This window comes from Streptomyces sp. NPDC092045 (assembly GCF_044756005.1).
In the GTDB taxonomy this organism is placed as follows: Bacteria; Actinomycetota; Actinomycetes; order Streptomycetales; family Streptomycetaceae; genus Streptomyces.
Map to the genome: position 1 here is coordinate 110638 of NZ_JBIVSC010000013.1, position 26482 is coordinate 137119.

Annotated in this window: 13 protein-coding genes; 10 read left to right on the forward strand and 3 right to left on the reverse strand. The window is 74.3% G+C overall.

Annotation, left to right across the window (positions count from 1 at the left end; translation table 11 throughout):
* Window positions 1-40 precede the first annotated feature (40 nt).
* Window positions 41-13081, reverse strand: a complete 13041-nt coding sequence (locus ACIQKA_RS25045) for an SDR family NAD(P)-dependent oxidoreductase (RefSeq protein WP_402542449.1) — start codon at window positions 13079-13081, stop codon at window positions 41-43.
* A 98-nt stretch (window positions 13082-13179) separates the two neighbouring features.
* Window positions 13180-14391 (reverse strand): cytochrome P450, encoded by a 1212-nt coding sequence (locus ACIQKA_RS25050; protein WP_383150674.1) that lies wholly within the window; start codon window positions 14389-14391, stop codon window positions 13180-13182.
* Window positions 14392-14686: 295 nt separating this feature from the next.
* Here ACIQKA_RS25050 and ACIQKA_RS25055 point away from each other — a divergent pair, with 295 nt between their 5' ends.
* The 10 genes from ACIQKA_RS25055 (at window position 14687) to ACIQKA_RS25100 (ending at window position 24781) form a co-directional block, all read left to right on the forward strand.
* Window positions 14687-15916 (forward strand): macrolide family glycosyltransferase, encoded by a 1230-nt coding sequence (locus ACIQKA_RS25055; protein WP_383150676.1) that lies wholly within the window; start codon window positions 14687-14689, stop codon window positions 15914-15916.
* A 76-nt stretch (window positions 15917-15992) separates the two neighbouring features.
* On the forward strand, window positions 15993-17267 hold the full coding sequence (locus ACIQKA_RS25060) for a cytochrome P450 (RefSeq protein ID WP_383150678.1): 1275 nt from the start codon (window positions 15993-15995) through the stop codon (window positions 17265-17267).
* A gap of 53 nt (window positions 17268-17320) precedes the next feature.
* On the forward strand, window positions 17321-17767 hold the full coding sequence (locus tag ACIQKA_RS25065; protein ID WP_383150680.1) for a sugar 3,4-ketoisomerase: 447 nt from the start codon (window positions 17321-17323) through the stop codon (window positions 17765-17767).
* Window positions 17764-18903 carry a DegT/DnrJ/EryC1/StrS family aminotransferase gene (locus tag ACIQKA_RS25070; RefSeq protein ID WP_375967737.1) on the forward strand — a complete coding sequence of 380 codons (1140 nt, stop codon included), beginning with the start codon at window positions 17764-17766 and terminating at the stop codon, window positions 18901-18903. The genes ACIQKA_RS25065 and ACIQKA_RS25070 overlap by 4 nt, the downstream gene beginning before the upstream one ends.
* A 55-nt stretch (window positions 18904-18958) precedes the next feature.
* Window positions 18959-19864, forward strand: coding sequence for a glucose-1-phosphate thymidylyltransferase RfbA (gene rfbA, locus ACIQKA_RS25075; protein ID WP_375967741.1), 906 nt, complete (start codon window positions 18959-18961; stop codon window positions 19862-19864).
* 52 nt (window positions 19865-19916) lie between these two features.
* Entirely contained in the window at window positions 19917-20957 is a 1041-nt protein-coding gene (gene rfbB / locus ACIQKA_RS25080) for a dTDP-glucose 4,6-dehydratase (protein WP_402542460.1), read from the forward strand.
* Entirely contained in the window at window positions 20941-21540 is a 600-nt protein-coding gene (locus tag ACIQKA_RS25085; protein ID WP_383150682.1) for a dTDP-4-dehydrorhamnose 3,5-epimerase family protein, read from the forward strand. The genes rfbB and ACIQKA_RS25085 overlap by 17 nt, the downstream gene beginning before the upstream one ends.
* Window positions 21537-22319 (forward strand): thioesterase II family protein, encoded by a 783-nt coding sequence (locus ACIQKA_RS25090; RefSeq protein ID WP_383150683.1) that lies wholly within the window; start codon window positions 21537-21539, stop codon window positions 22317-22319. The genes ACIQKA_RS25085 and ACIQKA_RS25090 overlap by 4 nt, the downstream gene beginning before the upstream one ends.
* Window positions 22309-23742, forward strand: a complete 1434-nt coding sequence (locus ACIQKA_RS25095; RefSeq protein WP_383150685.1) for an NDP-hexose 2,3-dehydratase family protein — start codon at window positions 22309-22311, stop codon at window positions 23740-23742. Before ACIQKA_RS25090 ends, ACIQKA_RS25095 begins: the two co-directional genes overlap by 11 nt.
* Window positions 23743-23788: 46 nt before the next feature.
* Window positions 23789-24781, forward strand: a complete 993-nt coding sequence (locus tag ACIQKA_RS25100) for a Gfo/Idh/MocA family protein (RefSeq protein ID WP_383150687.1) — start codon at window positions 23789-23791, stop codon at window positions 24779-24781.
* Here the strand turns inward: ACIQKA_RS25100 and abc-f are convergent.
* Complete coding sequence (gene abc-f, locus ACIQKA_RS25105) at window positions 24771-26462, reverse strand: ribosomal protection-like ABC-F family protein (protein WP_383150689.1); 1692 nt, start codon at window positions 26460-26462, stop codon at window positions 24771-24773. The two genes, ACIQKA_RS25100 and abc-f, sit on opposite strands and share 11 nt — an antisense overlap.
* Between the last annotated feature and the right edge of the window lie 20 nt (window positions 26463-26482).

The following is a 26482-nucleotide window of genomic DNA, read 5'->3' on the forward strand; positions in this document are numbered from 1 at the left end:
TTCACGTTCCCGGTGCTCGTGCCCTTGGCGGCGCTTCCCGTCACAGCTGCTCCTCGATGAAAGCGAAAAGTTCGTCGTCGTCGGCGAGTTCGAGCGCCGGCTCGGGGGCGGCCGTCGTGCCGGCCGGGGGCCCGCCCAGGGCGGTGACCAGGGCGGCCAGCCGCCGGTGGACGACCTCGCGGCGGACGTCGTCCTCGGCGAGCCCGGTCACGGCGGCCTCCAGGGCCTCCAGGCCCGCGAGGGCGGCCTCGCCCGCCTCCCGGCCGCCGCCCGAGGCGGTGTCCAGCTCCTCGCCGACGTGCTGGGCGACGGCCCGGGCGGTGGGGTGGTCGAAGACGACGGAGGCGGCCAGGCGCAGTCCGGTCACGGCGTTGAGCCGGTTGCGGAGTTCCACCGCGGTCAGGGAGTCGAAGCCGATCTCGCGGAAGGCGCGGGTCGGTTCGACCGCCTCGGGCCCGGCGAAGCCGAGGACGGCGGCCACTTCGGCCCGTACCAGGGCCAGCAGTTCCCGGGCCCGGGCGGCGGCGTCGAGCGGGGCCAGGCGCCGGGTCAGCGCCTGGACGGCGCTCTCACCGGAGCCGGAGCCGGAGCCGTCGGCGGTGCCGCCGGCCGGTGCGGCGGCCGGTGCGGCGGCCCGTGGGGCGGCGGAGGCCGGGACCAGGGCGCGCAGCAGGGCGGGCACGGCCTCGGGCCCGTGCGCGGCCCGCTCGCGGCGCAGGGCCTGGACGTCCAGGCGCAGCGGTACGAGCAGGGCGTCGCCGCCCGGTTCCTCCCGGCCCGTGAGGGCCCGGTCGAAGAGGGCGAGCCCCTGGGCGTTGGTCAGGGGCGCGATGCCGGAGCGCCGCATGCGGCGCAGGTCGGCCCCGGAGAGGTGCCCGGTCATCCCGCTGGCCTCGCCCCACAGGCCCCAGGCCAGGGAGACGGCGGGCAGTCCGGCGGCGCGGCGGTGCTGCGCCAGGGCGTCCAGGAAGGTGTTGGCGGCGGCGTAGTTGGCCTGGCCGGGGCGGCCGAGGAGGCCGGCGGCGCCGGAGAACAGCACGAAGGCGGAGAGCGGCAGGCCGCGCGTCAGCTCGTGCAGGTGCAGGGCGGCGTCGGCCTTGGGCCGCAGTACGGTGTCCAGCCGTTCGGCGTCGAGGGCGGTGAGCGCCCCGTCGTCGAGCACGCCGGCCGCGTGGATCACGGCGGTCAGCGGGTGCGCCGGGTTGATGCCGGCGAGCAGGGCCGCGACCGCGGAGCGGTCGGCCGTGTCGCAGGCGCCGATCCCGACGCGGGCGCCGAGCGCGGTCAGTTCGGCTTCCAGCTCGGCGGCTCCGGCCGCGTCCCGGCCGCTGCGGCTGACGAGGAGCAGCCTGCGGGCGCCGTGGGCGGTGACGAGGTGGCGGACGATCAGCCGGCCGAGGGTGCCGGTCGCCCCGGTGACCAGGACGGTCCCCTCGGGGTCGAAGGCGGTCCCGGCGGCGGCATCGTCGGTTCCGTCGGTTCCGTCGGTCCCGGCGGCGGCATCGTCGGTTCCGTCGGTCCCGGCGCGGGCGAGGGCCGGGACGAGGACCTCTCCGGCCCGCAGGGCGAGCTGCGGTTCGCCGGCGGCGAGGGCGGTGGCGAGGGCCGGGGCCAGTGCGTCCGCCGAGGCGGGCGTGCCGTCGGTGTCGACGAGCGCGAACCGGCCCGGGTGCTCGGTCCGGGCGGAGCGCACGAGCCCCCAGAGACCGGCGGCCGCGAGGCCGTCCACGGTGTCGTCCGGGGCGGCGGCGAGGGCCCGCCGGGTCAGCACGACCAGGGGCACCTCCGCGAGGGGCCCGTCCTGGCCGAGCCAGTCCTGTACGAGGGCCAGGGCCCGGGCGGTGAGGGCGCGCACGTCCTCGGGCGCGGCCCCCGGGCCGGCCGGGAACGGCGCGACCACGGCGTCCGGCGGCGCGGCACCCGCGTCGACGGCGGCGCGCAGCGCCGCCACGTCCGCGTACGTCCCGGTACCGGCACCGGCACCGGTCCAGGCATCGACTCCGACTCCGGATCCGACTCCGGATCCGGTCCCGACGAGGCCGGAACCGTCCGTGCCGAGCACGGCCAGGCGGGCCGGCGGCACGGCACCGGGGCGGCCGGCGGGCCGCCGCCAGGCCACGCGGTGCAGAGGCAGCCCGCTGTCGGCGGCGGCGCCGAGCAGCGCGTCCAGGCGTTCCTGTGCGAGGGGCCGCATCACGAGCGCGTCCAGGGTGAGGACGGGAGCCGCCGTGGGATCGACGGCCTCCAGGCGCACCGCGCCCTCCCCGGCCGGGGTGATCCGCACGCGCAGCGCGTCCGCGCCCGCCGCGTGCAGGGTGACGCCCTTCCAGGCGAACGGCAGCAGCACGGAACCGTCCGGCACGTCGAGCAGCCCGCCGGCCAGCCAGGGTTGCAGGGCCGCGTCGAACAGCGCGGGGTGCACGCCGTAGCCGGCCGCGTCGGTCCGGGCCCGGGCGGGCAGTCGGACCTCGGCGAACACCTCGCCGTCGGCGCGCCACAGCGCCTCGACGCCGGCGAAGACCTCGCCGTACTCGTAACCGAGGTCGGAGAACTGCCCGTAGATGTCGGCGGGCTCGACGCGCTCGGCACCGGCGGGCGGCCAGGCGGCGGCCCAGTCCGCGGCGGTCACGGGGACGGCGGCGGGAGCGACGACGCTCTCGCCGTGCCGGGTCCACGCGACCTCCTCGTCGGCGGCGCCCTCGGGGCGGGAGTGGACGGTCAGCCGCCTGCGGCCCTGCCCGTCGGCGGCCTCCACGCGCACCTGCACCTGCGCGGCGCGGCGTCCGTCGAGGACGAGCGGGGCCTCCAGGGACAGCTCCTCCACGGTGGCGCAGCCGGTCGCGGCGGCGGCGTGCAGGGCGAGTTCGACGAAGGCCGTGCCGGGCAGCAGGGTCCGGCCGCGTACGGCGTGGTCGGCGATCCAGGGGTGGTCGGCGAGCGAGATCCGGCCGGCGAACACCGTCTCGCCGGTCGAGGCGACCGGCAGCGCGCCGCCGAGCAGCGGATGGGTCTCCCACACCATGCCGAACCGTGCGGCGGCGGCGTCGCCGACCCCGGCGGGCGAGGTCGGCGCCCAGTGACGGGTGCGCTGGAAGGCGTACGTGGGCAGGTCGACGGTCCGGGCGCCGGTGCCTTCGAAGAGCACCGCCCAGTCGACGTCGATCCCCCGGACGAACAGTTCGGCGGCGGAGGTCAGGAACCGTTCGAGACCGCCTTCCTTGCGCCGCAGCGAACCACCGGCGAGCACGTCGAGGCCGACGGCGTCGGCGGTCTCCTGGACGCCCATGATGAGCACGGGGTGGGCGCTGGACTCGACGAAGGTGCCGAAGCCGTCGTCGAGGAGGTTGCGGACGGTGTCCTCGAAGCGGACGGTCTGGCGGAGGTTGCGGTACCAGTAGGAGGCGCCGAGGACGGCGGTGTCGGTGAGGAGCCCGCCTTCGACGGTGGAGTAGAAGGGGATCTCGGAGCGGCGGGGGACGATCGGGGCGAGCACGTCGAGGAGTTCGGCTTCGATCCGCTCGACGTGGGCGGAGTGGGAGGCGTAGTCGACCGGGACCTGGCGGGCGCGGACGTCCTCGGCCTGGTAGGCGGCGACGATCTCCACGATGGCGTCGGCGTCACCGGCCACCACCGTGCTGGAGGGCCCGTTGACGGCGGCCACGCTCAGACGACCGGCCCATTCGCCGGAAGCGAGGCGTTCCTCGACCTGGACGCGCGGCAGCGGGATCGACGCCATGCCGCCCAGGCCCGCCAGCTCACGGCCGATGACCCCGGCGCGCAGGGCCACGACACGGGCCGCGTCCTGCAAGGACAGGGCTCCCGAGACGGCGGCGGCGGCGATCTCGCCCTGCGAGTGACCCACCACAGCATCCGGTACGACCCCGAGCGAACGCCACAGCTCGGCGAGCGAGACCATGACGGCCCACGTCACCGGCTGGACCACATCGACACGGTCGAGGGAAGCCCCGGTCCGTACGACCTCGACCGCGTCGAAGTCCACGAACGGCGCCAAAGCGTCGGCGCACTCGCGCAGACGAGCCGCGAACACCGGCGAGGCCTCCAGCAGACCCGCACCCATCCCCACCCACTGCGTCCCCTGCCCCGGGAACACAAGCACCCGACGACCCGTCGAACCCGCCACGCCCTCGAACACGGACTCGCCCAACGTCACCCGCCGGTGCTCGAACACCGACCGCGACGACACGAGGGAGTACCCGGCGTCCAGCGGGCGCGGCGCGTCCGCCGTCTCCAGGAGGGCCCGGAGCCGTTCGGTCTGGGCCTTGAGCGCGGACTGCGACTTGGCGGACACCACCAGCGGGACCACGGGGAGCTCGCGGGTCGCGGGCTCCTCCGCCGCCTCCCGTACGGGCGGCTCTTCGAGGATCACGTGGGCGTTGGTGCCGCTGACACCGAAGGCGGAGACGCCCGCGCGGCGCGGACGCCCGGTCTCCGGCCACGGGCGCGACTCGGTCAGCAGCTCGACCGCGCCGGCCTCCCAGTCGACCTGCGAGGACGGGGCGTCCACGTGCAGGGTCCTGGGCAGCACGCCCTCGCGGAGCGCCATCACCATCTTGATGACGCCGCCGACTCCGGCGGCGGCCTGCGGGTGGCCGATGTTCGACTTCAGCGAGCCGAGCCACAGCGGCCGGTCGGCCGGGCGCTGTCCGTAGGTGGCCAGCAGGGCCTGCGCCTCGATGGGGTCGCCCAGCTTCGTGCCCGTGCCGTGGGCCTCGACCACGTCCACGTCGGCGGTGCCGAGACCGGCGTTGGCCAGGGCCTGGAGGATGACCCGCTCCTGGGAGGGGCCGTTGGGGGCGGTGAGGCCGTTGCTGGCGCCGTCCTGGTTGACGGCGTCGCCGCGGATGACGGCGAGCACCGGATGGCCCTTGCGGACGGCGTCCGACAGCCGCTCGACGGCGACCATTCCGGCGCCCTCGGCCCAGCTCGTGCCGTCGGCGGCGTCGGCGAAGGCCTTGCTGCGCCCGTCGGCGGCGAGCCCGCGCTGCCGGGAGAACTCCACGAACAGCCCGGGGGCGGCCATGACCGTGACGCCGCCTGCGAGGGCGAGGTCGCACTCCCCCGCGCGGACGGCCTGCGCGGCCATGTGCAGGGTGACCAGGGAGGAGGAGCAGGCCGTGTCGACGGAGACGGAGGGGCCTTCGAGGCCGAGCACGTACGAGATGCGGCCGGAGACCACGCTCGCGGACTTGCCGGTGAGCAGGTGGCCCTCGTGCTCCTCGGACGCCTCGTGCAGCCGGGAGGCGTACTCCTGGTGGGTGAGGCCCGCGTACACGCCGGTGCGGGTGCCGCGCAGGGACAGCGGGTCGATGCCGGCCCGCTCCAGGGCCTCCCAGGAGGTTTCGAGGAGGAGCCGCTGCTGCGGGTCCATCACCAGGGCCTCGCGCGGCGAGATCCCGAAGAACTCGGCGTCGAACTCGGCCGCTTCGTGGAGGAACCCGCCCTCGCGGACGTACGTGGTGCCGCGGCGGCCCGCCTCCGGGTCGGGGTCGTAGACCTCGTCGAGGTTCCAGCCCCGGTCGGCGGGCGCGGCGCCGATGACGTCGCGCTCGGCCACGACCAGGTCCCACAGCGCCTCGGGGGTGTCGGCCTCGCCGGGGAAGCGGCAGGCCATGCCCACGATGACGACCGGGTCCTCGGCGTCGGAGGCCGCGCGGGCGGCGACGGGGAGGGGCGCGGGGGCCGTGGCGGGGGCGTCGCCGAGGAGCTTGCCGAGCAGGTACGCGGCGAGGGCGGCCGGGTTGGGGCGGTCGAAGACGACGGTGGCGGGCAGCCGCAGGCCGGTGGCGGCGGCGAGGCGGTTGCGCAGCTCCAGCGCGGTGAGGGAGTCGAAGCCGGCGTCCTTGAACGCCCGGTCGGCGCGGACGGCGTCGGTGCCGGGGTGCCGCAGCACGGCCGCGGCCTCGCCGCGCACGAGCTCGACCAGCGTCCGGGCCCGCTCGGTCCCGGTGAGTCCGGCGAGCCGCTGGGCGAGCCCGTCGGCGGGGCCGGCACCGGTTCCCGCGAGGGACTGCCGCCGCTCCTCCTCCCGCGCGCGCCGGGCCTCCGGCACGGTGTCGAAGGCGGGTCCGGGGCGCAGCGCGGCGGTGCGCGGGGCGAAGTCGGCCCAGTCGACGTCCAGGACGGTGACGCAGGTGTCGCCGAGGTCGAGGGCCCGGTGGAGGGCCTCGACGCCCTCGTCGGGGTCCATGGCCCGGATGCCGCGGCGGCTCAGGCTCTCCTCGCCCGCGCCCTCGGCCATGCCGCCGCCGCCCCACAGGCCCCAGGCCACGGAGGTGGCGGGCAGGCCCTCGGCGCGGCGCCGCTCGGCGAGGACGTCGAGGGAGGCGTTGGCGGCGGCGTAGGCGGCCTGGCCGCCGTTGCCCCAGGTGCCGGTGACGGAGGAGAAGAGGACGAAGGCGTCCAGTTCCAGGCCCCGTTCGCGGGTGAGTTCGTGCAGGTGGTGCGCGGCGTCGGCCTTCGGGGCCCGGACGCGGTGGAAGGCCTCGGCGGTGACGGAGCCGATCACTCCGTCGTCGAGCACGCCGGCGGTGTGGAAGACGGCGGTGGGCGGGTGGGCGTCGAGCAGGGCGGCGAGCGCGTCGCGGTCGGAGACGTCGCAGGCGGCGAGGGTGACCTCGGCGCCCAGGGCGCGCAGTTCCCCGGCCAGTTCGGCGGCCCCGGGCGCGTCCGGGCCGCGCCGGCCGGCGAGCACCAGGTGCGTCGCGCCCCGGCGGACCGCCCAGCGGGCGACGTGGGCGCCGAGGGCGCCGGTGCCGCCGGTCACCAGGACGGTGCCGCGGGCCGTCCAGCGGGCGTCCCCGGGCGTCCCGGCGGTCAGGCCCGCGCGGGTCACCCGGCGGCCGTAGGAGCCGGAGGCGCGGACGGCGACCTGGTCCTCGGCGCCGGGGCGTCCGCCCCGGGCCAGGACGGCGGCCATCCGGTCGAAGGCGCGGGCGTCGGGCTGCGCGGGCAGGTCGACGACCCCGCCCCAGAGGGCGGGGAGTTCGAGCGCGGCGACGCGGGCGAAGGCCCACACCTGGGCGCCGGAGTCCTCGGGCAGTTCGCCGGGGGCGACGGCCACGGCCTGCCGGGTCAGGGACCAGAGCACGGCCGGGGCGAGGTCGGTGTCGGCGGCGGCCTGCACGAGCGCGAGGGAGGCGAGGACCGCCTCGGTGCCGCCCGCCAGCGGGAGGAGGGACAGCACTCCGTCGAGGGCCTCGCCCCCGGTCCGGTACGCGTCCAGCCGGCCGGTCAGGTCCTCGCGGGTGGCGGTGCGCGCGTCGAGGGTCAGGCGTTCGGTGCGGGCGCCGTGCCGGACGAGCGCGGCCTCGGCCGCGTCGGCGAAGGCGTCCTCGCCCTCCGGGAGGACGAGCAGCCACCGCCCGTCGAGCACGGAGGCACCCGAGGCTGCCAGGCCCTTCCAGGTGGTGCGGTAGCGCCAGGAGTCCGTACCGGCGGGGTCGGCGGCGACGGCGACGGCCGGGGCGACCGGCTCGTGCCAGTAGTGCTCGTGCTGGAAGGCGTACGTGGGCAGGTCGACGGTCCGGGCGCCGGTGCCGTCGAAGAGGGCGGCCCAGTCGATGTCGACGCCGCGGACGAACAGCTCGGCGGCGGAGGTCAGGAACCGCTCCGGGCCACCTTCCTTGCGGCGCAGCGAACCACCGACCAGGACGTCCTTGCCCTCGGCGGTCTCCTGGACGCCCATGATGAGCACGGGGTGGGCGCTGGACTCGACGAAGGTGCCGAAGCCCCGGTCGAGCAGGAGCCGGACGGTGTCCTCGAAGCGGACGGTCTGGCGGAGGTTGCGGTACCAGTAGGAGGCGCCGAGCGTGGTGGTGTCGGTGAGGAGCCCGCCTTCGACGGTGGAGTAGAAGGGGATCTCGGAACGGCGGGGCTGGATCGGGGCGAGCACGTCGAGGAGTTCGGCCTCGATCCGCTCCACATGCGCGGAGTGGGAGGCGTAGTCGACCGGGACCTGACGAGCCCGCACGTCCTCCGCCTGATACGCGGCCACGATCTCCACGATCGCGTCGGCGTCACCGGCCACCACCGTGCTGGAGGGCCCGTTGACGGCCGCCACGCTCAGACGACCGGCCCATTCGCCGGAAGCGAGGCGTTCTTCGACCTGGACGCGCGGCAGCGGGATCGACGCCATGCCGCCCAGCCCGGCCAGCTCACGGCCGATGACCCCGGCGCGCAGGGCCACGACACGGGCCGCGTCCTGCAAGGACAAGGCCCCGGACACGGCTGCGGCGGCGATCTCGCCCTGCGAGTGACCGACCACCGCGTCCGGTACGACCCCGAGCGAACGCCACAGCTCGGCCAGCGAGACCATGACGGCCCACGTCACCGGCTGCACCACGTCCACCCGGTCGAGGGAAGCCCCGGTCCGTACGATCTCGACCGCGTCGAAGTCCACGAACGGCGCCAGCGCCTCCGCACACTCCCGCAGACGCGCGGCGAACACCGGCGAGGTCTCCAGCAGACCCGCGCCCATCCCCACCCACTGCGTCCCCTGCCCCGGGAACACCAGCACCCGACGACCCGTCGAACCCGCCACACCCTCGAACACGGACTCGCCCAACATCACCCGCCGGTGCTCAAGCACCGACCGCGACGACACGAGGGAGTACCCGACGTCCAGCGGGCGCGGCGCGTCCTCGCCGTGGAGGAAGGAGGCCAGTCGGTCGCCCTGGGCCCGCAGGCCGGCCTCCGACTTGGCGCTGAGGACCAGGGGAACGAGGGGAAGTTCGCGGGTCGCGGGCTCCTCCGCCGCCTCCCGTACGGGCGGCTCTTCGAGGATCACGTGGGCGTTGGTGCCGCTGACACCGAAGGCGGAGACGCCCGCGCGGCGCGGACGCCCGGTCTCCGGCCACGGGCGCGACTCGGTCAGCAGCTCGACCGCGCCGGCCTCCCAGTCGACCTGCGAGGACGGGGCGTCCACGTGCAGCGTCCGGGGAAGCGTCCCCTTCTGCATGGCCATCACCATCTTGATGACGCCGCCGACCCCGGCGGCGGCCTGCGCGTGCCCGATGTTCGACTTCAGCGAGCCCAGCCACAACGGCTGCTCCGCCGGCCGTCGGCCATAGGTCGCCAGCAGCGCCTGCGCCTCGATCGGGTCGCCCAGCCTCGTCCCCGTGCCGTGCGCCTCGACCGCGTCCACATCGGCGGTGCCCAGACCGGCGGACTCCAACGCGGCCCGGATCACCCGCTGCTGCGAAGGACCGTTCGGCGCCGTCAGACCGTTGCTCGCACCGTCCTGATTGACCGCCGAACCCCGCACCACCGCCAGCACACGATGCCCCTTGGCCACCGCGTCCGACAGGCGTTCCACCAGCAGCACGCCCACGCCCTCGGCCCAGCCCGTGCCGTCCGCACCCTCCGCGAACGCCTTGCACCGACCGTCCGACGCCAGACCCCGCTGCTGCGAGAACTCCACGAACATGCCCGGACTCGCCATCACCGAGGCGCCGCCGGCCAGGGCGAGGTCGCACTCCCCCGACCGCACGGCCTGGGCGGCGAGGTGCAGGGCGACCAGGGAAGAGGAGCAGGCCGTGTCGACCGTGACCGCCGGACCCTCCAGGCCCAGCGCGTAGGAGATGCGGCCGGACATGACGCTGGCCGTGTTGCCGGTGAGCAGGTAGCCCTCGTACCCCTGGGCGTTCTCGTAGAGGCGCGGGCCGTACTCCTGGGTCATGGCGCCGACGAAGACGCCGGTGCGGGAGCCCTTGAGCGAGTCGGCCGGAACCCCCGCCCGCTCCAACGCCTCCCAGGACGTCTCCAGGAGAAGACGCTGCTGCGGATCCATCGCCACCGCCTCACGCGGTGAAATACCGAAGAACCCGGCGTCGAACTCGCCCGCGTCGTGGAGGAAACCGCCCTCACGCACGTACGAACGACCGGGAGTGCCCGGCTCCGGGTCGAACAGCGACTCCACGTCCCAGCCACGGTCCCCCGGGAACGGCGACACCGCGTCCGCCCCCGACGCCACCAACTCCCACAACCCCTCCGGAGAACCCACCCCACCCGGGAAACGGCACGCCATCCCCACGATCGCGACGGCGTCCTCGTCGTTCCGACCGGGGGCCGGCCGCTCACGACGGGCCGGAACCGGAGCCGGAACCGGGGCCGTGGCGGCGGCCTCGGCTGCGGCGTCGCGGATCAGCCGGGCGACGGCCAGCGGGGTCGGGCAGTCGTAGATCAGGGTGGTGGGCAGGCGCAGGCCGGTCGCGGCCCGCAGCCGGTTGCGCAGCTCGATGCCGTTGACGGACTCGAAGCCCTGCTGCTTGAAGGTCTTCTCGGGCGCGATCGAGTCGCCGGTGGCCCGGCCCCGCACGGCGGCGGCGTGGACGCGCACCAGCTCCAGCACGTGATCGAGCTGTTCGGCCTCGGAACGGCCGCGCAGCTCACGGCTGAGCAGGGTCTCGTCGGCATCGGCCGCCGGCTCCTGCTCCCCCGCGCCGTCCTCGGTGAGCCAGTGCCGGGTGCGCTGGAAGGCGTACGTGGGCAGGTCGACCGCACGGGCCCCCGTGCCCTCGAAGAGGGTGGCCCAGTCGATGTCGACGCCGCGGACGAACAGCTCGGCGGCGGAGGTCAGGAACCGTTCGAGACCGCCTTCCTTGCGGCGCAGCGAGCCGCTGGTGAGCACGTCGAGGCCCACGGTCTCCGCGGTCTCGTGGATGCCGATGCCGAGGACGGGGTGGGCGCTGGACTCGACGAAGGTGCCGAAGCCCCGGTCGAGGAGGAGCCGGACGGTGTCTTCGAAGCGGACGGTCTGGCGGAGGTTGCGGTACCAGTAGGAGGCGTCGAGCGTGGTGGTGTCGGCCGGTTCGCCGGTCACAGTGGAGTAGAAGGGGATCTCGGAGCGGCGGGGGACGATCGGTCCCAGGACATCGAGCAACTCGGCCTCGATCCGCTCCACGTGGGCGGAGTGGGAGGCGTAGTCGACCGGGACCTGACGGGCGCGGACATCCTCGGCCTGATATGCGGCGACGATCTCCACGATGGCGTCGGCGTCACCGGCCACCACCGTGCTGGAGGGGCCGTTGACGGCGGCCACGCTCAGACGGCCGGCCCATTCGTCGGAAGCGAGGCGTTCTTCGACCTGGACGCGCGGCAGCGGGATCGACGCCATGCCGCCCAGCCCGGCCAGTTCACGGCCGATGACTCCGGCGCGCAGGGCCACGACACGGGCCGCGTCCTGCAAGGACAAGGCCCCGGACACGGCGGCGGCGGCGATCTCGCCCTGCGAGTGACCGACCACCGCGTCCGGTACGACCCCGAGCGAGCGCCACAGCTCGGCCAGCGAGACCATGACGGCCCACGTCACCGGCTGCACCACATCGACACGGTCCAGGGAAGCCCTAGTCCGTACGACCTCGACCGCGTCGAAGTCCACGAACGGCGCCAAAGCGTCGGCGCACTCCCGCAGCCGCGCGGCGAACACCGGCGAGGTCTCCAGCAGACCCGCGCCCATCCCCACCCACTGCGTCCCCTGCCCCGGAAACACCAGCACCCGACGACCCGTCTCGCCCGCGACCCCGTGGACGGCGGAGCGTTCCAGGCGGGTGAGGAGTTCCTCGCGGTCGGCGGCCAGGACCACGGCGCGGTGGCCGAAGACGGTGCGGGCGGCGGCCTGGGTCCAGGCGACGTCCAGGAGGCCGAGCTCCGGGCCGTGTTCGACGCGGGCGCTGAGCTGTGCGGCCTGGTCGCGCAGGCCCTCCGCGGTGCGGCCGGTGACGACGACAGGGAGGACGGGCAGGGCGCGGGTGGCGGGTTCGGCCGGGCGCGGGGCCGGGGCCTGCTCCAGGACGAGGTGGGCGTTGGTGCCGCCCATGCCGAAGGAGGACACGCCGGCCCGGCGCGGCGCCCGGGTGCCGCCGGCCTCCCCCGCCGCCCCGCCCGTTCCCTCCGCCGGCCAGGGCAGCAGCTCGGTCTGGACGGTGAGGTTCAGTTCGTCGAGCGGGATGTCGGGGTTCGGGGTGGCGTAGTTGAGACTGGGCGGGAGTTCGCCCTCGCGGACGGCGAGCGCGGCCTTGAGGAGGCCGACGATGCCGGCGGCGCCTTCGAGGTGGCCGACGTTGGTCTTGGCGGAGCCGACGGCGAGCGGCGCGCCGGGGGTGCGGGCGGTGCCGAGGACGGCGCCGAGGGCGGCGGCCTCGACGGGGTCGCCGGCCCGGGTGCCGGTGCCGTGGAGTTCGACGTAGCGGACGTCCTCGGGGCGGACGCCGGCGCGCGCGTACGCCTCGCGGAGCACGGCCTCCTGGGCGTCCTGGTGCGGGGTGGTCAGGCTGGGGCCGCCGCCGTCGTTGTTGACGGCGCCGCCCTTGACGACGCAGTGGACGCGGTCGCCGTCGGCGAGGGCCCGCCGCAGCGGCTTGAGGACGACGCAGACGCCGCCCTCTCCGCGTACGTAGCCGTTGGCGCGGGCGTCGAAGGTGTGGCAGCGCCCGTCCGGGGAGAGGGCGCCCATCAACTCCATGGTGGTGGTGCTGTGGTCGGACAGGACGAGGTTGACGCCGGCGACCACGGCGAGGTCGCTCTCGCCGCGGCGCAGCCCCTCGCAGGCGAGGTGGACGGCGACGAGGGAGGAGGACTGGGCGGTGTCGACGGCCATGCTGGGGCCGCGCAGTCCGAGGTGGTACGAGAGCCGGTTGGCGGTCATGGCCCGGTGCAGGCCGGCCGCGCTGTAGCCGCCGGTGGCGCCGGCGCCGTGGGCGAGGGCCGCGTAGTCGTCGGAGGCGACGCCGACGTAGACGGCGGTGCGGGTGCCGGAGAGCCGGGCGGGGACGATCCCGGCGTGTTCCAGGGCCTCCCAGCCGAGTTCGAGCACGAGGCGCTGCTGCGGGTCGGTGGCGGCGGCCTGCGCGGGGCTCATGCCGAAGAATTCGGCGTCGAATTCCCCGTGGTTCTCCAGGGCGGCCCGCCAGGTGCCGTCCTCCTGCCGGGAGACGCTGTGTTCTCCGTTCCGGAGGAGGTTCCAGAATTCCTCGGGCGTGTCGGCTCCGGGAAGCCGGCACGCCATCCCCACGACGGCTATGTCGTTGTCGCCCACGAGCTTTTCACCGTTCTTGGGGGTCATCAATTCTCCATGGCCAGAGAGGAGGTGCGGAAAATCCACGAGCGGTTCGACGGGCCCGGCGGGAAAAGGGGGCCGGGACGGTCGGGGAGGGGGTCGCGTCACCAGGTGACGGGGAGCTCCACGAGTCCGCGGACGAGCATGTCCGGGTGCCAGGCGAGTTCGTCGGCGGGGACGGCGAGGCGCAGTCCGGGCAGGCGGGTGGTGAGGGCTTCCAGGGCGCACTGGAGTTCGGCGCGGGCCAGCGGGGCGCCGAGGCAGAAGTGGGGGCCCTGGCCGAAGGCGAGGTGCTGGTTGGGTTCGCGGTCGAGGACGACGCCGGCGGCGTCCTCGAAGACGGTCTCGTCGTGGTTGGCCGAGGCGAGGGAGTAGACGACGGCCTCGCCGGCGCGGATGGTCACGCCGCCGATCTCGACGTCCTCGGTGGCGACGCGGGTGGGGCCGACGCTGTTCCACAGCGGGACGACCCGCAGCAGTTCCTCCACGGCGGCGGGCACGAGCTCGGGGCGGGCGCAGAGGAGTTCGTAGCGGCCGCGGTCCCGGAGGAGGACGAGGACGTGGCCGGCGATCTGGCTGGCGGTGGTCTCGTGGCCGCCGATGAGCATGCCGCCGGTGAGCATGAGGAGTTCGTTCTCGGTGAGGTGCTCGCCCTCGTCGTGGGCCTCCACGAGGGCGCTGAGCAGGTCGTCCTCGGGTCGTTCGCGCCGCTTGGCGACGTATCCGCGCAGGTAGTCGGCGTACTCCTCGGCCGCCTGGCCGACCTGTTCGTCGGTGTAGCGGCTGGCGGACATCAGGGCCTCGGTGAAGGTCCGGAAGACGTGCCGGTCGGCGTGGGGGATGCCGAGCATCTCGCAGATGACCGCGGTGGGCAGGGGCAGCGCCAGCTTCTCGACGAGGTCGGCGGGGCCGCCGTCGGCGATCAGGTCGTCGACGAGGGCGTGGGTGATCTCGGCGATGCGGGGGCGCATCGCGGCGACGCGGCGGGCGGTGAAGGCGCGGGAGACGAGCCGGCGCAGCCGGGCGTGGGCCTCGGGCGGCATGCCCATGAGGCCGACGGAGTCGAGTCCGCGGGGGGCGGCGCGGGGCACGTCCCTGTCGGCGCCCGCGTGCATGCTGAGCCGGGGGTCGGCCGAGGCCTTCTTGACGTCCGCGTGCCGGGTGAGGAGCCACGCCTCGCCGCCGTACGGCATGCGGACTCGTGCCACGGGCTCGCCGGACCGGAGCTCGGCGTAGGCGGGGTCGAGCGTGAGGTCGACTCGGTCGCCGAACGGGTACGTCCGGACGGACCCGGCGACGGCATGAGGGCAGGTCATGGCGGAATCTCCTCTGTACGCGGACCCTGGCACCGAACAGCAGCACCGCGCCGCTGCCACCGGCGCGCTTTTCGATTGTGCCGAGCCGTCGCGAATCGGCCAGGAAATTCGAGCCGGGTTTTAGCGGTGTGCGAGCGGTGTGCGACGGCGGTTTGAGCCGGGCGCGACGGGGCCGGGTCAGGCTGGAGAACCGCGTGCGACTGTGTCAGGTCGCCCCTTGCGTCGTGCAAGCGGGAGCCCTTAATTTCCCGTTGCATCGAAAAGCCGTATCCGTTTTGCTCGAAAGGCTGCTCCGATGGCGCATATCGCCTTCTTCATCCTCCCCGCGGCCGGTCACGTCAATCCGACGCTGTCCGTCGCGCGGGAGCTCGTCGCGCGCGGCCACCGGGTCACCTACGCCCTGTCCGAGAACTACGGCGAGCGGGTGCTCGCGACGGGGGCGGAGTTCGTCCCCTATCCGATGGACCAGGACCGGTTCCTGGCCACGATGGTGCCGCAGCAGGACTCCGCCGAGTACACGGACCAGCAGGAGTTCGTGAACATGATGAAGTGGATGCTGGAGCTCACCCGGCAGACGCTTCCGCGGTTCGAGGAGCACTTCGAGGCCGGGGGCCGGCCGGACGTGTTCGTGTGCGACCCGTCCTCCTTCTGGAGCGGCGCGATCCTGGCGGCGAAGTGGGGCGTGCCGGTCATCCGCAGCACGCCGACGTACGTGGCGAACGAGCACTGGTCCCTGCACCCGCCGGTCGACACGGCGGAGGAGCAGCAGCAGGACCCGGAGACCGGGGAGCTGTTCGGGGCCGTCGCCGGTCTGCTGGCGGAGCACGGCGTCGAGAAGGGCATCGGGGAGTTCGCGGAGGACGTGCACTCGGGTCCCGCGCTGGTCTACCTGCCGCGCGCGTTCCAGTACGCGGGCGAGACCTTCGGCGAGGAGGTCGCCTTCGTCGGCCCGTGCACGAGCGACAACAGCTTCCACGGCGACTGGGAGGCCCCGGGCACGGGCCGTCCGCTCGCGCTGATCAGCCTGGGCACCCTGTACAACAAGCAGCCGGAGTTCTTCCGCGCCTGCGTCGACGCCTTCGCGGACCTGGACTGGGACGTGGTGATCGCGCACGCCGGCGGGGTCGCGGAGGGCGGTCTCGGCGAGCTGCCGCCGAACGTGCGGGTGCACTCCTTCGTGCCGCAGGGCGCCGTGCTCAAGCACGCGTCCCTGATGATCAACCACGGCGGTACGAGCACCGTGCTCCAGGCCGTCTCCGAGGGCGTCCCGGTCGTCTCGGTGCCGCAGATGGCGGAGCTGCACGCGACCGCGACCCGGGTGGAGCAGCTGGGCGTGGGCGCCAAGATCCTGCGCAAGGACGTCTCCCCGGAGAAGGTCCGCGAGACCGTGCTCGCCCTGGCCGCCGACGGGTCGGTCGCCGAGCGGGTGGCGTGGCTGCGGCGGGAGATCGAGTCCGCGGGCGGTCCGGCCGCGGCCGCCGACGCGGTCGAGCGGCTCCTGGTGCCGGCGCCCGCCGCCGGCTGAGCCGCCCCGCGCCCCTCCCCCGCTCCCGTCCCCGCCCTTCCAGACTTCTTGCCGAATCCCAGCTGAGGAAGCCGACATGACGACACAGATCGCCGAGGCCACGGAGACCGTGGCAGCGGACGCCGTGACCGTGGACAGCCCGGAGACCGAGGAGGCGCCGCACCCGCTGGCGCAGCCGGCCGGGGCCGACGCCGAGGGGCTGCTCGCGTGGTTCGCGCGCTGCCGCGCCGAGGCCCCCGTCTTCTGGGACTCGACGCGCTTCGCGTGGCAGGTGTTCTCGTACGAGGACTACAACACCGTCTCCACCAACCCGCAGATCTTCTCCTCGGACTTCTCGCCGGTCTTCCCGGTGCCGGAGGAGCTGGCGCTGCTGATGGGCCCGGGGACCTTCGGCGGCATCGACCCGCCGAAGCACGGCCCGCTGCGCAAGCTGGTCAGCCAGGCGTTCACGCCGCGCCGGATGGCCGCGCTGGAGCCGCGCATCGCGGAGATCACCCGCAAGCTCCTCGACGACCTCGGCGACCGCACCGAGATCGACGCGGTGACGGACCTGGCGTACCCGCTGCCGGTGACGGTGATCGCCGAGCTGCTGGGCGTCCCGGCCTCGGACCAGGACCTGTTCCGCGAGTGGGTCGACGTCATCCTCAACAACGAGGGCATGGAGTACCCGAACCTGCCGGACGACTTCGCGGAGACGATGGGCCCCGCCATCAAGGAGTGGGCCGCGTATCTGTACGCGAAGATCGCCGAGAAGCGGGCCGAGCCGTCCGACGACCTGATGAGCGGGCTCATCGAGTCCGAGGTCGACGGGCGCCGCCTCACCGACGAGGAGATCGTCAACATCGTGGCGCTGCTGCTCACGGCGGGCCACATCTCCAGCGCGACGCTGCTGAGCAACCTGTTCGTCGTGCTCGACCAGCACCCGGAGGCGCAGGCGGAGCTGCGGGCCGACCGCTCGCTGATCCCGGGCGCGGTGGAGGAGACGCTGCGCTACCGCAGCCCGTTCAACAACATCTTCCGGCTGCTGAAGGAGGACACCGACATCCTCGGCGTCCCGATGAAGGCCGGCCAGATGGTCACGGCGTGGAGCGCCTCGGCCAACCGCGACGCCGGGCAGTTCCCGGACCCGGACGTCTTCGACGTCCGCCGGACGGCGAACAAGCACATGGCCTTCGGGCACGGCATCCACCACTGCCTCGGCGCCTTCCTGGCCCGCATGGAGGCGAAGGTCTTCCTCGACCTGGTCTTCGACGCCTTCGCGTCGTTCGAGGTCCACCTCGACCGGGCGGAGTTCTACGAGGCGGATCAGCTGACCGCCCGTCATCTCCCCGTCTCCGTCGTCCGCGGCTGATCCAGCCGCGCCCGAGACACCGGCCGGACAGGGCAACCAGGGAGCGCGATCGCATGTCGGTGGGCATCACCACAGAACCGGAGGTGGGCAGGGTCAAGCCCTGCGCCCTCATCGAGTTGGAGCAGCACAACGACGCACGGGGCAATCTGTCCGTCGTCGAGTCCGAGTGGACGGCGGGCTTCCCGATCCAGCGGGTGTACTACCTGCACGACCTGGACACCGGCTCGTCGCGCGGCGGGCACGCGCACCGGGCGCTGGAGCAGCTCGTCATCGCCGTCCACGGCAGTTTCACCATCACCGTGGACGACGGGGTCAACCAGGCGGAGTACCGTCTCGACGACGCCGGCCGGGGCCTGTACATCGGGCCGATGGTGTGGCGGAACCTGAGCGACTTCTCGGATGACGCGGTGAGCGTGGTCCTGGCCTCGCTGCACTACGACGAGTCGGACTACTACCGCGACTACGACGAGTTCCTGCGGGACGCGCGGAGGGGACGGTGACGGCCCCGGCGCCGGAGCGCGCGGCCCGCGTCGCCTTCCACGACCTGCGGGACCTGCACGCCCTCGACGGCGTGCAGGCCGAGATCGACGCCGCCCTGCTGCGGGTGTCGCGCTCGGGGCGCTACCTGCTCGGTCCCGAGCTGGAGGCGTTCGAGGAGGAGTACGCCCGGTACTGCGAGAACGCGCACTGCGTGGGCGTCGGCAGCGGCCTGGACGCCCTGGAGCTGACGCTGCGGGCGCTGGGCGTCGGCGAGGGCGACGAGGTGGTCGTCCCCGGACACACGTACGTCGCGACCTGGCTCGCGGTGTCGGCGACGGGGGCCCGTCCGGTCCCGGTGGAGCCGGAGGCCGGCTCGTACCTGATCGACCCCGACCGCCTCGCGGCCGCGATCACCCCGCGGACCAGGGCGGTCATGCCGGTGCACACCTACGGGCACCCGGTGGACCTCGACGCGGTCGAGGCCGTCACCGCGCCCCGGGGCATCCCGGTCGTGGAGGACGCGGCGCAGGCGCACGGGGCCCGCTACAAGGGCCGGCGGATCGGCTCGCGGTACGCGGCGGCGTTCAGCTTCTACCCGGGCAAGAACCTGGGCGCGCTGGGCGACGGCGGCGCCGTGGTCACCTCCGACCCGGAGCTGGCCGGGCGGATCCGGCTGCTGCGCAACTACGGTTCGCGCGTGAAGTACGAGCACGAGGTGTGCGGCACCAACTCCCGGCTCGACGAGGTGCAGGCGGCGGCGCTGCGGGCGAAGCTGCCGTACCTCGACGCGTGGAACGCGCGCCGGGACGCGGTGGCCGCGCGCTACGCCGAGGGCCTCTCCGGCCTGCCGGGGCTGGTCGTCCCGGCCGTCCGGTCCTGGGCCGAGCCCGTCTGGCACCAGTACGTGCTGCGCACCGCGCGCCGCGAGGAGCTGCGGCGGTCCCTGGCCGAGGCCGGGGTGGAGAGCCTGGTCCACTACCCGATCGCCGTCCACCGGTCCGGCGCCTACGCGGACGGCCCGCATCCGCCGCTGCCCCGCTCCGAGCGGCTGGCGGCGGAGGTGCTGAGCCTGCCCATGGGCCCGCAGCTGACCGCGCGGGACGCGGAGACCGTCGTCGAGGCGGTCCGTCACGCCACGGAGAACAGCCATGTCTGACGTCCCGAAGGCCCCGACCCTCTCGGCGCTGGGCGATCCCGCCTCCCGCCGTCCGATGAAGGGCATCATCCTGGCCGGCGGCAGCGGCACCCGGCTGCGCCCGCTGACCGGCGCGCTGTCCAAGCAGCTCCTGCCGGTCTACGACAAGCCGATGATCTACTACCCGCTGTCGGTGCTGATGCTGGCGGGCATCCGCGACATCCAGATCATCTCCGCCAAGGACCACCTGGAGATGTTCCGCGCGCTGCTCGGCGACGGCGGGCAGCTCGGCATCCGGCTGAGCTACGCGCAGCAGGAGGAGCCGCACGGCATCGCGGAGGCCTTCCTCATCGGCGAGGAGCACATCGGCGACAGCCGCGTGGCGCTGATCCTCGGGGACAACGTCTTCCACGGCCCCGGCTTCTCGCAGATGATCGCGCAGGCCGCGGCCCGCCTGGACGGCTGCGAGCTGTTCGGCTACCCGGTGAAGGACCCGCAGCGGTACGGGGTCGGCGAGATCGACTCCGACGGCGCCCTGCTCTCCCTGGTGGAGAAGCCGGTCAAGCCGCGCTCCAACCTGGCGATCACCGGCCTGTACCTGTACGACAACGACGTGGTGGACATCGCCCGGCGGCTGACGCCCTCGGCGCGCGGCGAGCTGGAGATCACCGACGTCAACCGTGCCTACCTGGCCCAGGGCCGGGCCCGGCTGAACACGCTGGGCCGCGGGTTCGCCTGGCTGGACATGGGGACCCACGACTCGCTCCTTCAGGCCGGGCAGTACGTGCAGCTCCTCGAACAGCGCCAGGGCGAGCGGATCGCCTGCGTGGAGGAGATCGCCCTGCGGATGGGCTTCATCGGCCCGGAGCAGTGCTTCGCCCTCGGCAGCGACCTGGGGGCCTCCAGCTACGGCGACTACGTGCGGGAGATCGCCCGCCGGACCGCCGCGGAGGGCCCGGCCGCCGACTCCTCGGCCGCCTGACCGCCCACCGAACCCACCGTCCCGCCCCCTTCCCCGGAAAGGCCTGTTGGAGATGCGCGTCCTGGTGACCGGAGGTGCGGGCTTCATCGGCTCGCACTTCGTCAGAGAACTGCTGTCCGGGGCCTATCCGGACCTCGTCGGGTCGCGGGTGGTGGTCCTGGACGCCCTCACCTACGCCGGGAACCCCGCCAACCTCGACCCGGTCCGCGACCATCCGGACCTGGAGTTCGTCCACGGCGACATCTGCGACGCGGAGCTGGTCCGGCGGCTGACGGCGGGCACCGGCCTGGTGGTGCACTTCGCGGCCGAGTCGCACGTGGACCGCTCGATCGCCGACGCCTCGGAGTTCGTGCGCACCAACGTCCTCGGCACCCAGACCCTCCTCCAGGCGGCCGTCGACGCGGGCGTCGGACGCTTCGTGCACGTCTCCACGGACGAGGTGTACGGGTCGATCGACTCGGGCTCGTGGCCGGAGGACCACCCGCTGCTGCCCAACTCGCCGTACGCGGCCTCCAAGGCCTCCTCGGACCTGATGGCGCTGGCCTTCCACCGCACCCACGGCCTGGAGGTGTGCGTGACGCGCTGCTCCAACAACTACGGGCCGTACCAGTTCCCGGAGAAGGCGATCCCGCTGTTCACCACCCGCCTGGTCGACGGGCTCGACGTGCCGCTGTACGGCGACGGCCTCAACAGCCGCGACTGGCTGCACGTCGACGACCACTGCCGGGGCATCGCCCTGGTCGCCGCGAAGGGCCGGGCCGGCGAGGTCTACAACATCGGCGGCGGCACCGAGCTGACCAACCTGGAGCTGGCGGAACGGCTCCTCGGCCTGTGCGGCCGGGACCGGTCGGCGGTGCGGCGGGTCGCGGACCGGGCCGCGCACGACCGCCGCTACTCGGTGGACATCTCCAAGATCTCCCGCGAGCTGGGCTACGCGCCCCGGGTGCCCTTCGCCGAGGGCCTGGCGGCCACGGTGGCCTGGTACCGGGAGAACCGCGCGTGGTGGGAGCCGCTGAAGGAGCGCGCCGCGCTCCCGGGCGCGAGCGACGCCGGGCGGGGCGCGGAGCGGTCGGCAGGTGCCCGTGCGCATTGACGAGACCGGCATCCCCGGCACGTACCGGCTGCTCCCGGAGCGGTTCGAGGACGAGCGCGGCCACTTCTACGAGGCCGCCAGGCCCGGCGAGCTGACGGCGGCGACCGGGCTGTCCTTCGAGGTCCGCCAGGTCAACAACTCCGTCTCGCGGCGCGGCGTCCTGCGCGGGATCCACTGCAACGACGTGCCCGCCGGCGCCGGGAAGCTGGTGACCTGCGTGCGGGGCTCGATCCTCGACGTGATGGTCGACCTCCGCGAGGGGTCGCCGACCTTCGGCCGGCACGCCGTGAACCGGCTGGACGCCGAGGACGGCGTCGCCCTCTTCATGTCCGGCGGCATCGGCCACGCCTTCCTCTCCCTGGAGGACGGCACCTGCGTCAACTACCTGCTGTCCGCCGAGTACGTGCCGGGGGCCATGGTCGACCTGGACGCGCTCGACCCCGAACTCGGCCTGCCGTGGGGCCTGGCGGAGCCGCCGGTGCGCTCCGCGAAGGACGCGGCGGCGCCCTCCCTCGCCGAGGTGGTGGCCTCCGGCCGGCTGCCCCGGTACGCACCCGTGGACGGGGAGCTGATCCGGTCGTGACCGTTCCCGCCGCCCGGGGCGCCGCCGCCCCGTCCTCCCCGTCCGGCGTGTGGCTGCGCCGCTACCGGCCCGTCGCCGACCCGGCCGTCCGGCTGGTGTGCTTCCCGCACGCCGGCGGCTCGGCCACCGCCTACCTGGGCCTGGCCGCCGGTCTCGCCGACGCCGGCGTCGAGGTCCTCGCCGTGCAGTACCCGGGCCGCCAGGACCGGCGCGGGGAGCCCTTCGTGAAGACCGTCGGCGCCCTGGTCGAGGCGGTGCTGCCGGAGCTGCGCGAGTGGACCGGCGGCCCGTTCGCCCTGTTCGGGCACAGCCTGGGCGGCACCCTCGCGTACGAGACCGCGCGCCGGCTGACCGCACTCGGCGAGAAGCCCGCGCACCTGTTCGTCTCGGGTCGCCGGGCGCCCACCGTGCCGCGCACGGACACCGCCCACCTCCTCGACGACCGGGCCCTGATCGCCCGGATCGCCGCCCTCCAGGGCACCGACCCGGAGCTGCTGCGGGACGAGGAGCTGCTGCGGATGGTGCTGCCGGCGCTCCGCAACGACTACGGGATGGCGGGCTCCTACCGGCACCTCGCCGGAACGCCGCTGTCCGTGCCGCTGACGGTGCTCACCGGGGACTCCGACCCCAACGTCTCCGTCGACGACGCGCGGCGCTGGTCCGAGGTGGCCGGGGGGCCGGTGGAGCTGCACGTGCTCCCCGGCGGGCACTTCTTCCTCGACGAGCGCCCGGAGAACGTCCGCCACATCATCGAGGAGGCGCTGGACCATGTCCGCTGACACCCTGGCCCGGACCACGGACCGTGCGGACACCGCGCGCCGCCTGCTGGTGTCGGCCCGCACCCCCGACAGCGCGGCCATGCCCGTGGACCGGGTGCCGGGCTGGCTGGCCGAGCGGACCCGCGCGGGCCGCTTCCGGGTCACCCGGGTGCCGTTCGCCGCGCTGCGCGGCTGGTCCTTCGACGGCGACGGCGACCTGCGCCACGAGTCGGGCCGCTTCTTCGCCGTGGAGGGCCTGCACGTCACCGCGGACGGGCTGCCGGAGCGGGGCTGGAAGCAGCCGATCATCGTGCAGCCGGAGGTCGGCCTGCTCGGCATCGTCGCCAAGGAGATCGACGGCGTCCTGCACTTCCTGATGCAGGCCAAGATGGAGCCGGGCAACATCAACACCCTCCAGCTCTCCCCCACCGTGCAGGCCACCCGCAGCAACTTCACGGGCGTCCACCAGGGGCGCGGCATCCCGTTCCTCGACCTGTTCCTGGAGCGCGGCCGGGCGCGGGTCCTCGTGGACGTCCTCCAGTCCGAGCAGGCCGACTGGTTCCTCGCCAAGCGCAACCGCAACATGATCGTCGAGGTCGACGGGGACACCGACGTCGGGGAGACCGGCGACACCTTCCGCTGGCTGACCTTCGGTCAGCTGCTGCGGCTGCTGCGGCTGGACAACGTGGTCAACATGGACACCCGCTCCATCCTGGCCTGCCTGCCCACGGCGGGCGCCGAGCCGGACGGCACGGCCTCCGACCCGGTCCTGCGCTCCTTCCACGACGCGTCCGCGCCCTCGGTGCACGACACGTCCGAGGTGCTGAGCTGGCTCACCGGCATCCGGGCCCTGCGCGAGCTGGTCCAGCGCCGGGTGCCGCTCGCCGAGGTCGCCGAGGACGGCTGGACGTTCACGGACGAGGAGATCGCGCACTCCGGCGGACGCCGGTTCCGGGTGATCGGGGCCGACGTCTCGGCCAGCAACCGCGAGGTCGCCTCCTGGACCCAGCCGCTGATCCAGCCCCAGGTGCCGGGCCTGATGGCCCTGGTCGTCAAGCGGATCGGCGGCGTCCTGCACGCCCTGGTGCAGGCCCGGGTCGACGTCGGGCACCTGAACGTGGCCGAGCTGGCGCCCACCGTGCACTGCCGGCCGGCCGACCACACGGGCCCGGGGACCGACCCGTACCCGCCCTTCCTCGCCGACGTCCTCACCGCGCCGAAGGAGCGGTTCCGCTACGACGCGGTGCAGTCCGAGGAGGGCGGCCGCTTCTACCACGCGGAGAACCGGTACGCGATCGTCGAGGTGTCCGGGGAGTTCCGCGAGGACGTGCCCCGGGACTACGCCTGGCTGACCTTCGCCCAGCTCACCGAGCTGATGGCGCACGGCAACTACCTCAACGTCGAGCTGCGCACGCTCGTCGTCTGCGCCCACACCCTGTACTGAGCACCGACCGCCGCCCCTCCCCCTCCCCCCCTGCTCCGAGGACGTCATGCCCGCTCCCCTGCGCCTGGGTCTCCTCGGCTGCGGCGACATCGCCGCCCGCCGCACCCTGCCCGCGCTGCTGCGCACCCCCGGCCTCGAACTGGCCGCCACGGCCGCGCGGGACCCCGCGCGGGCCGCGGCCTTCGCCGACCGGTTCGGGGGCGTCCCCGCGTCCTCGTACGAGGAGTTGCTCGGGCGGGCCGACGTGGAGGCCGTCTACCTCTGCCTGCCCACCCTGCACCACGCCGCCTGGGCCGAACGGGCCCTGCGGGCCGGCAAGCACGTCCTGGTGGAGAAGCCGCTCGCGGCCCGCGGCGCGGACGCCGAGGCCCTGTACGGGCTGGCGAGGGAGCGCGGCCTGGTCCTCCTGGAGAACTTCATGTTCCTCCACCACGGCACCCAGCGGCGGGTCGAGGCCCTCCTCGCGGGCGGGGCACTCGGCGAGGTCCGCGCGGTCTCCGCCGCGTTCACCATCCCGCCGCGCCCGCCGGGCGACACCCGCTACGACCCCGGGACCGGCGGCGGGGCCCTGCTCGACAGCGGGGTCTACCCGCTGCGGGCCGCCCTGCGCTTCCTCGGCCGCGACCTGACCGTGGCCGGGGCGGTGCTGCGCGTGGACGAGGAGCACGGCGTGGACGTCTCCGGGGCCGCGCTGCTCGCCGCCCCCGGGGGCGCGGTGGCGCAGATCCGCTTCGGCATGGAGCACCACTACCGGTCCTGGTACGAGATCCAGGGCAGCGCCGGCACCCTGTCCGTGGACCACGTGTACACGACGGCGCCCGACCACGAGCCGGTGCTCCGGCTGGCCACCGGCACCGGCCACACCGAGATCCGGGTGCCCGCCGAGGACCACTTCGAGGCCGTGCTGCGGTTCTTCGCCGGGGCCGTGCGCGCCCCGGACGCGCGGCGGCCCGGCCTGCCGCTCCTCGACGGGGAGTCGCTGCGGCAGGCCGGGCTGCTGGACGGGATCCGCGCGGCGGCGGTCCGGATCAGGCGGTGACGGCGGTTCCCCCGCTCAGTTCGAGGTGCGAGCCGCGGAAGGCCCTGCGCATCCGCCGGTCGTGCGTGACGGTCACCACGGCCCCCGTGTAGTCCGCCAGGGCCTGCTCCAGCTCCTCGACGAGCAGCGGGGACAGGTGGTTGGTGGGCTCGTCGAGCAGGAGCAGGTCCACGGGCCGGGTGACCAGGCGCGCCAGGTCGATGCGGCGGCGCTGGCCCACGGACAGGGAGCCGACGGGCAGTTCGAGCTCGGACTCCCGGAACAGGCCCAGGGACAGGAGCTGTTCGGCGTACTCGTCGGCGTGGCCGGGGCGGCCCTCGGCGAACTCCGCGAGCACCGAGCGCCGGGGGTGCTTGGGCAGTTCGTCCTGGCGGAGCCAGCCGATCCGCCCGGCCCTGCGCACGGTGCCCGCGTCGGGCTCCAGGTCGCCGGCGAGCACCCGGAGCAGGGTGCTCTTGCCCGCGCCGTTGGGGCCGGTGATCAGCAGCCGCTCGCCGTGGGCGAGGGACAGCGAGTCGAGGGCGAGCCGGCCGTCGACGCGCAGCCCGGAGACCTCGGTGAGCGGGCCCTCGGGCGCCCTGGGGGTCTCCACGGCCCCGTCGGCCCCGGTGGTGCCGTCGGTGCCGTCGCCGGCCGCGATGTCGGCGGTGAAGCGCAGCGGCTCGGGCGGCTTCGGCACCGGGTCGGCGTGGAGCCGGTTCAGCCGCTCGTTGGCGTTGCGGGCCTTGCTGGAGGTCGAGGACGAGGAGGAGCGGGCCCGGTGGTGCTCGGAGCCGCTGAAGGCCCAGGGGCCCTTCTTGGCGATGGTGGCCAGCATCCGGCCCGCGTTGGCGGCCCGGGTCTCCTGCCGTTCGATCTCGGCGAGGTGCTCCTCGTACTCCCGCTCCCAGCGGGCGCGGGCGGCGGCCTTGGCGGTCAGATAGCCCTGGTAGCCGTTGCCGTACCGGTTGACCGTCTTCCGGTCGGGGTCGACCTCCAGGATCGCGGAGGTGACGGCCTCCAGGAAGGCGCGGTCGTGGGTGATGACGACGACGGTGCCCCGGTGGTCCTGGAGCCGCTTCTCCAGCCAGTCCACGGCCTGGTCGTCCAGGTCGTTGGTGGGCTCGTCGAGGAGCAGCAGCTCCGGGGCGGCGGCCAGGGTGGCGGCCAGGGCCAGCCGGGAGCGCTCGCCGCCGGAGAGGGTGTCGACCGGGCGGTCCCGGTCGAGGCCGGGCAGGCCGAGGCCGTGCAGGGCCGCGTCCGCCCGGGCGTCGGCCTCGTAGCCGCCGCGGTCCTCGAACTCCGCGAGCAGGTCCCCGTACTCGGCGAGGAGCCGGGGGTCGTCGTCCACCAGCGCGTCCTCGACCTCGTGGAGCCGCTTCTCCAGGGCGCGCAGGTCCGCGAAGGCGCGGTCCAGGACGTCTCTGACGGTGGCTCCGGCCGGCATGTCGAGGCGCTGCGGCAGGTAGCCGACGCCGCCGGGGGCGGTGACGGTCACCTCCCCGTTGTCCGCGGCCTCGACCCCGGCGATCAGCCGGAGCAGGGTGGACTTGCCGGAGCCGTTGTCGCCGATGACTCCGGCCTTCTCACCCGGCTTGACGGTGAGGGACACCCGGTCGAGCACGACGTGCTCGTCGTACCGCTTGGTGACCTCCTCCAGCGTGAGCTGGGAATGCGCCCGTGATGCCGTGGGCGAGGACATGCGCATATGCGTACTCCTGG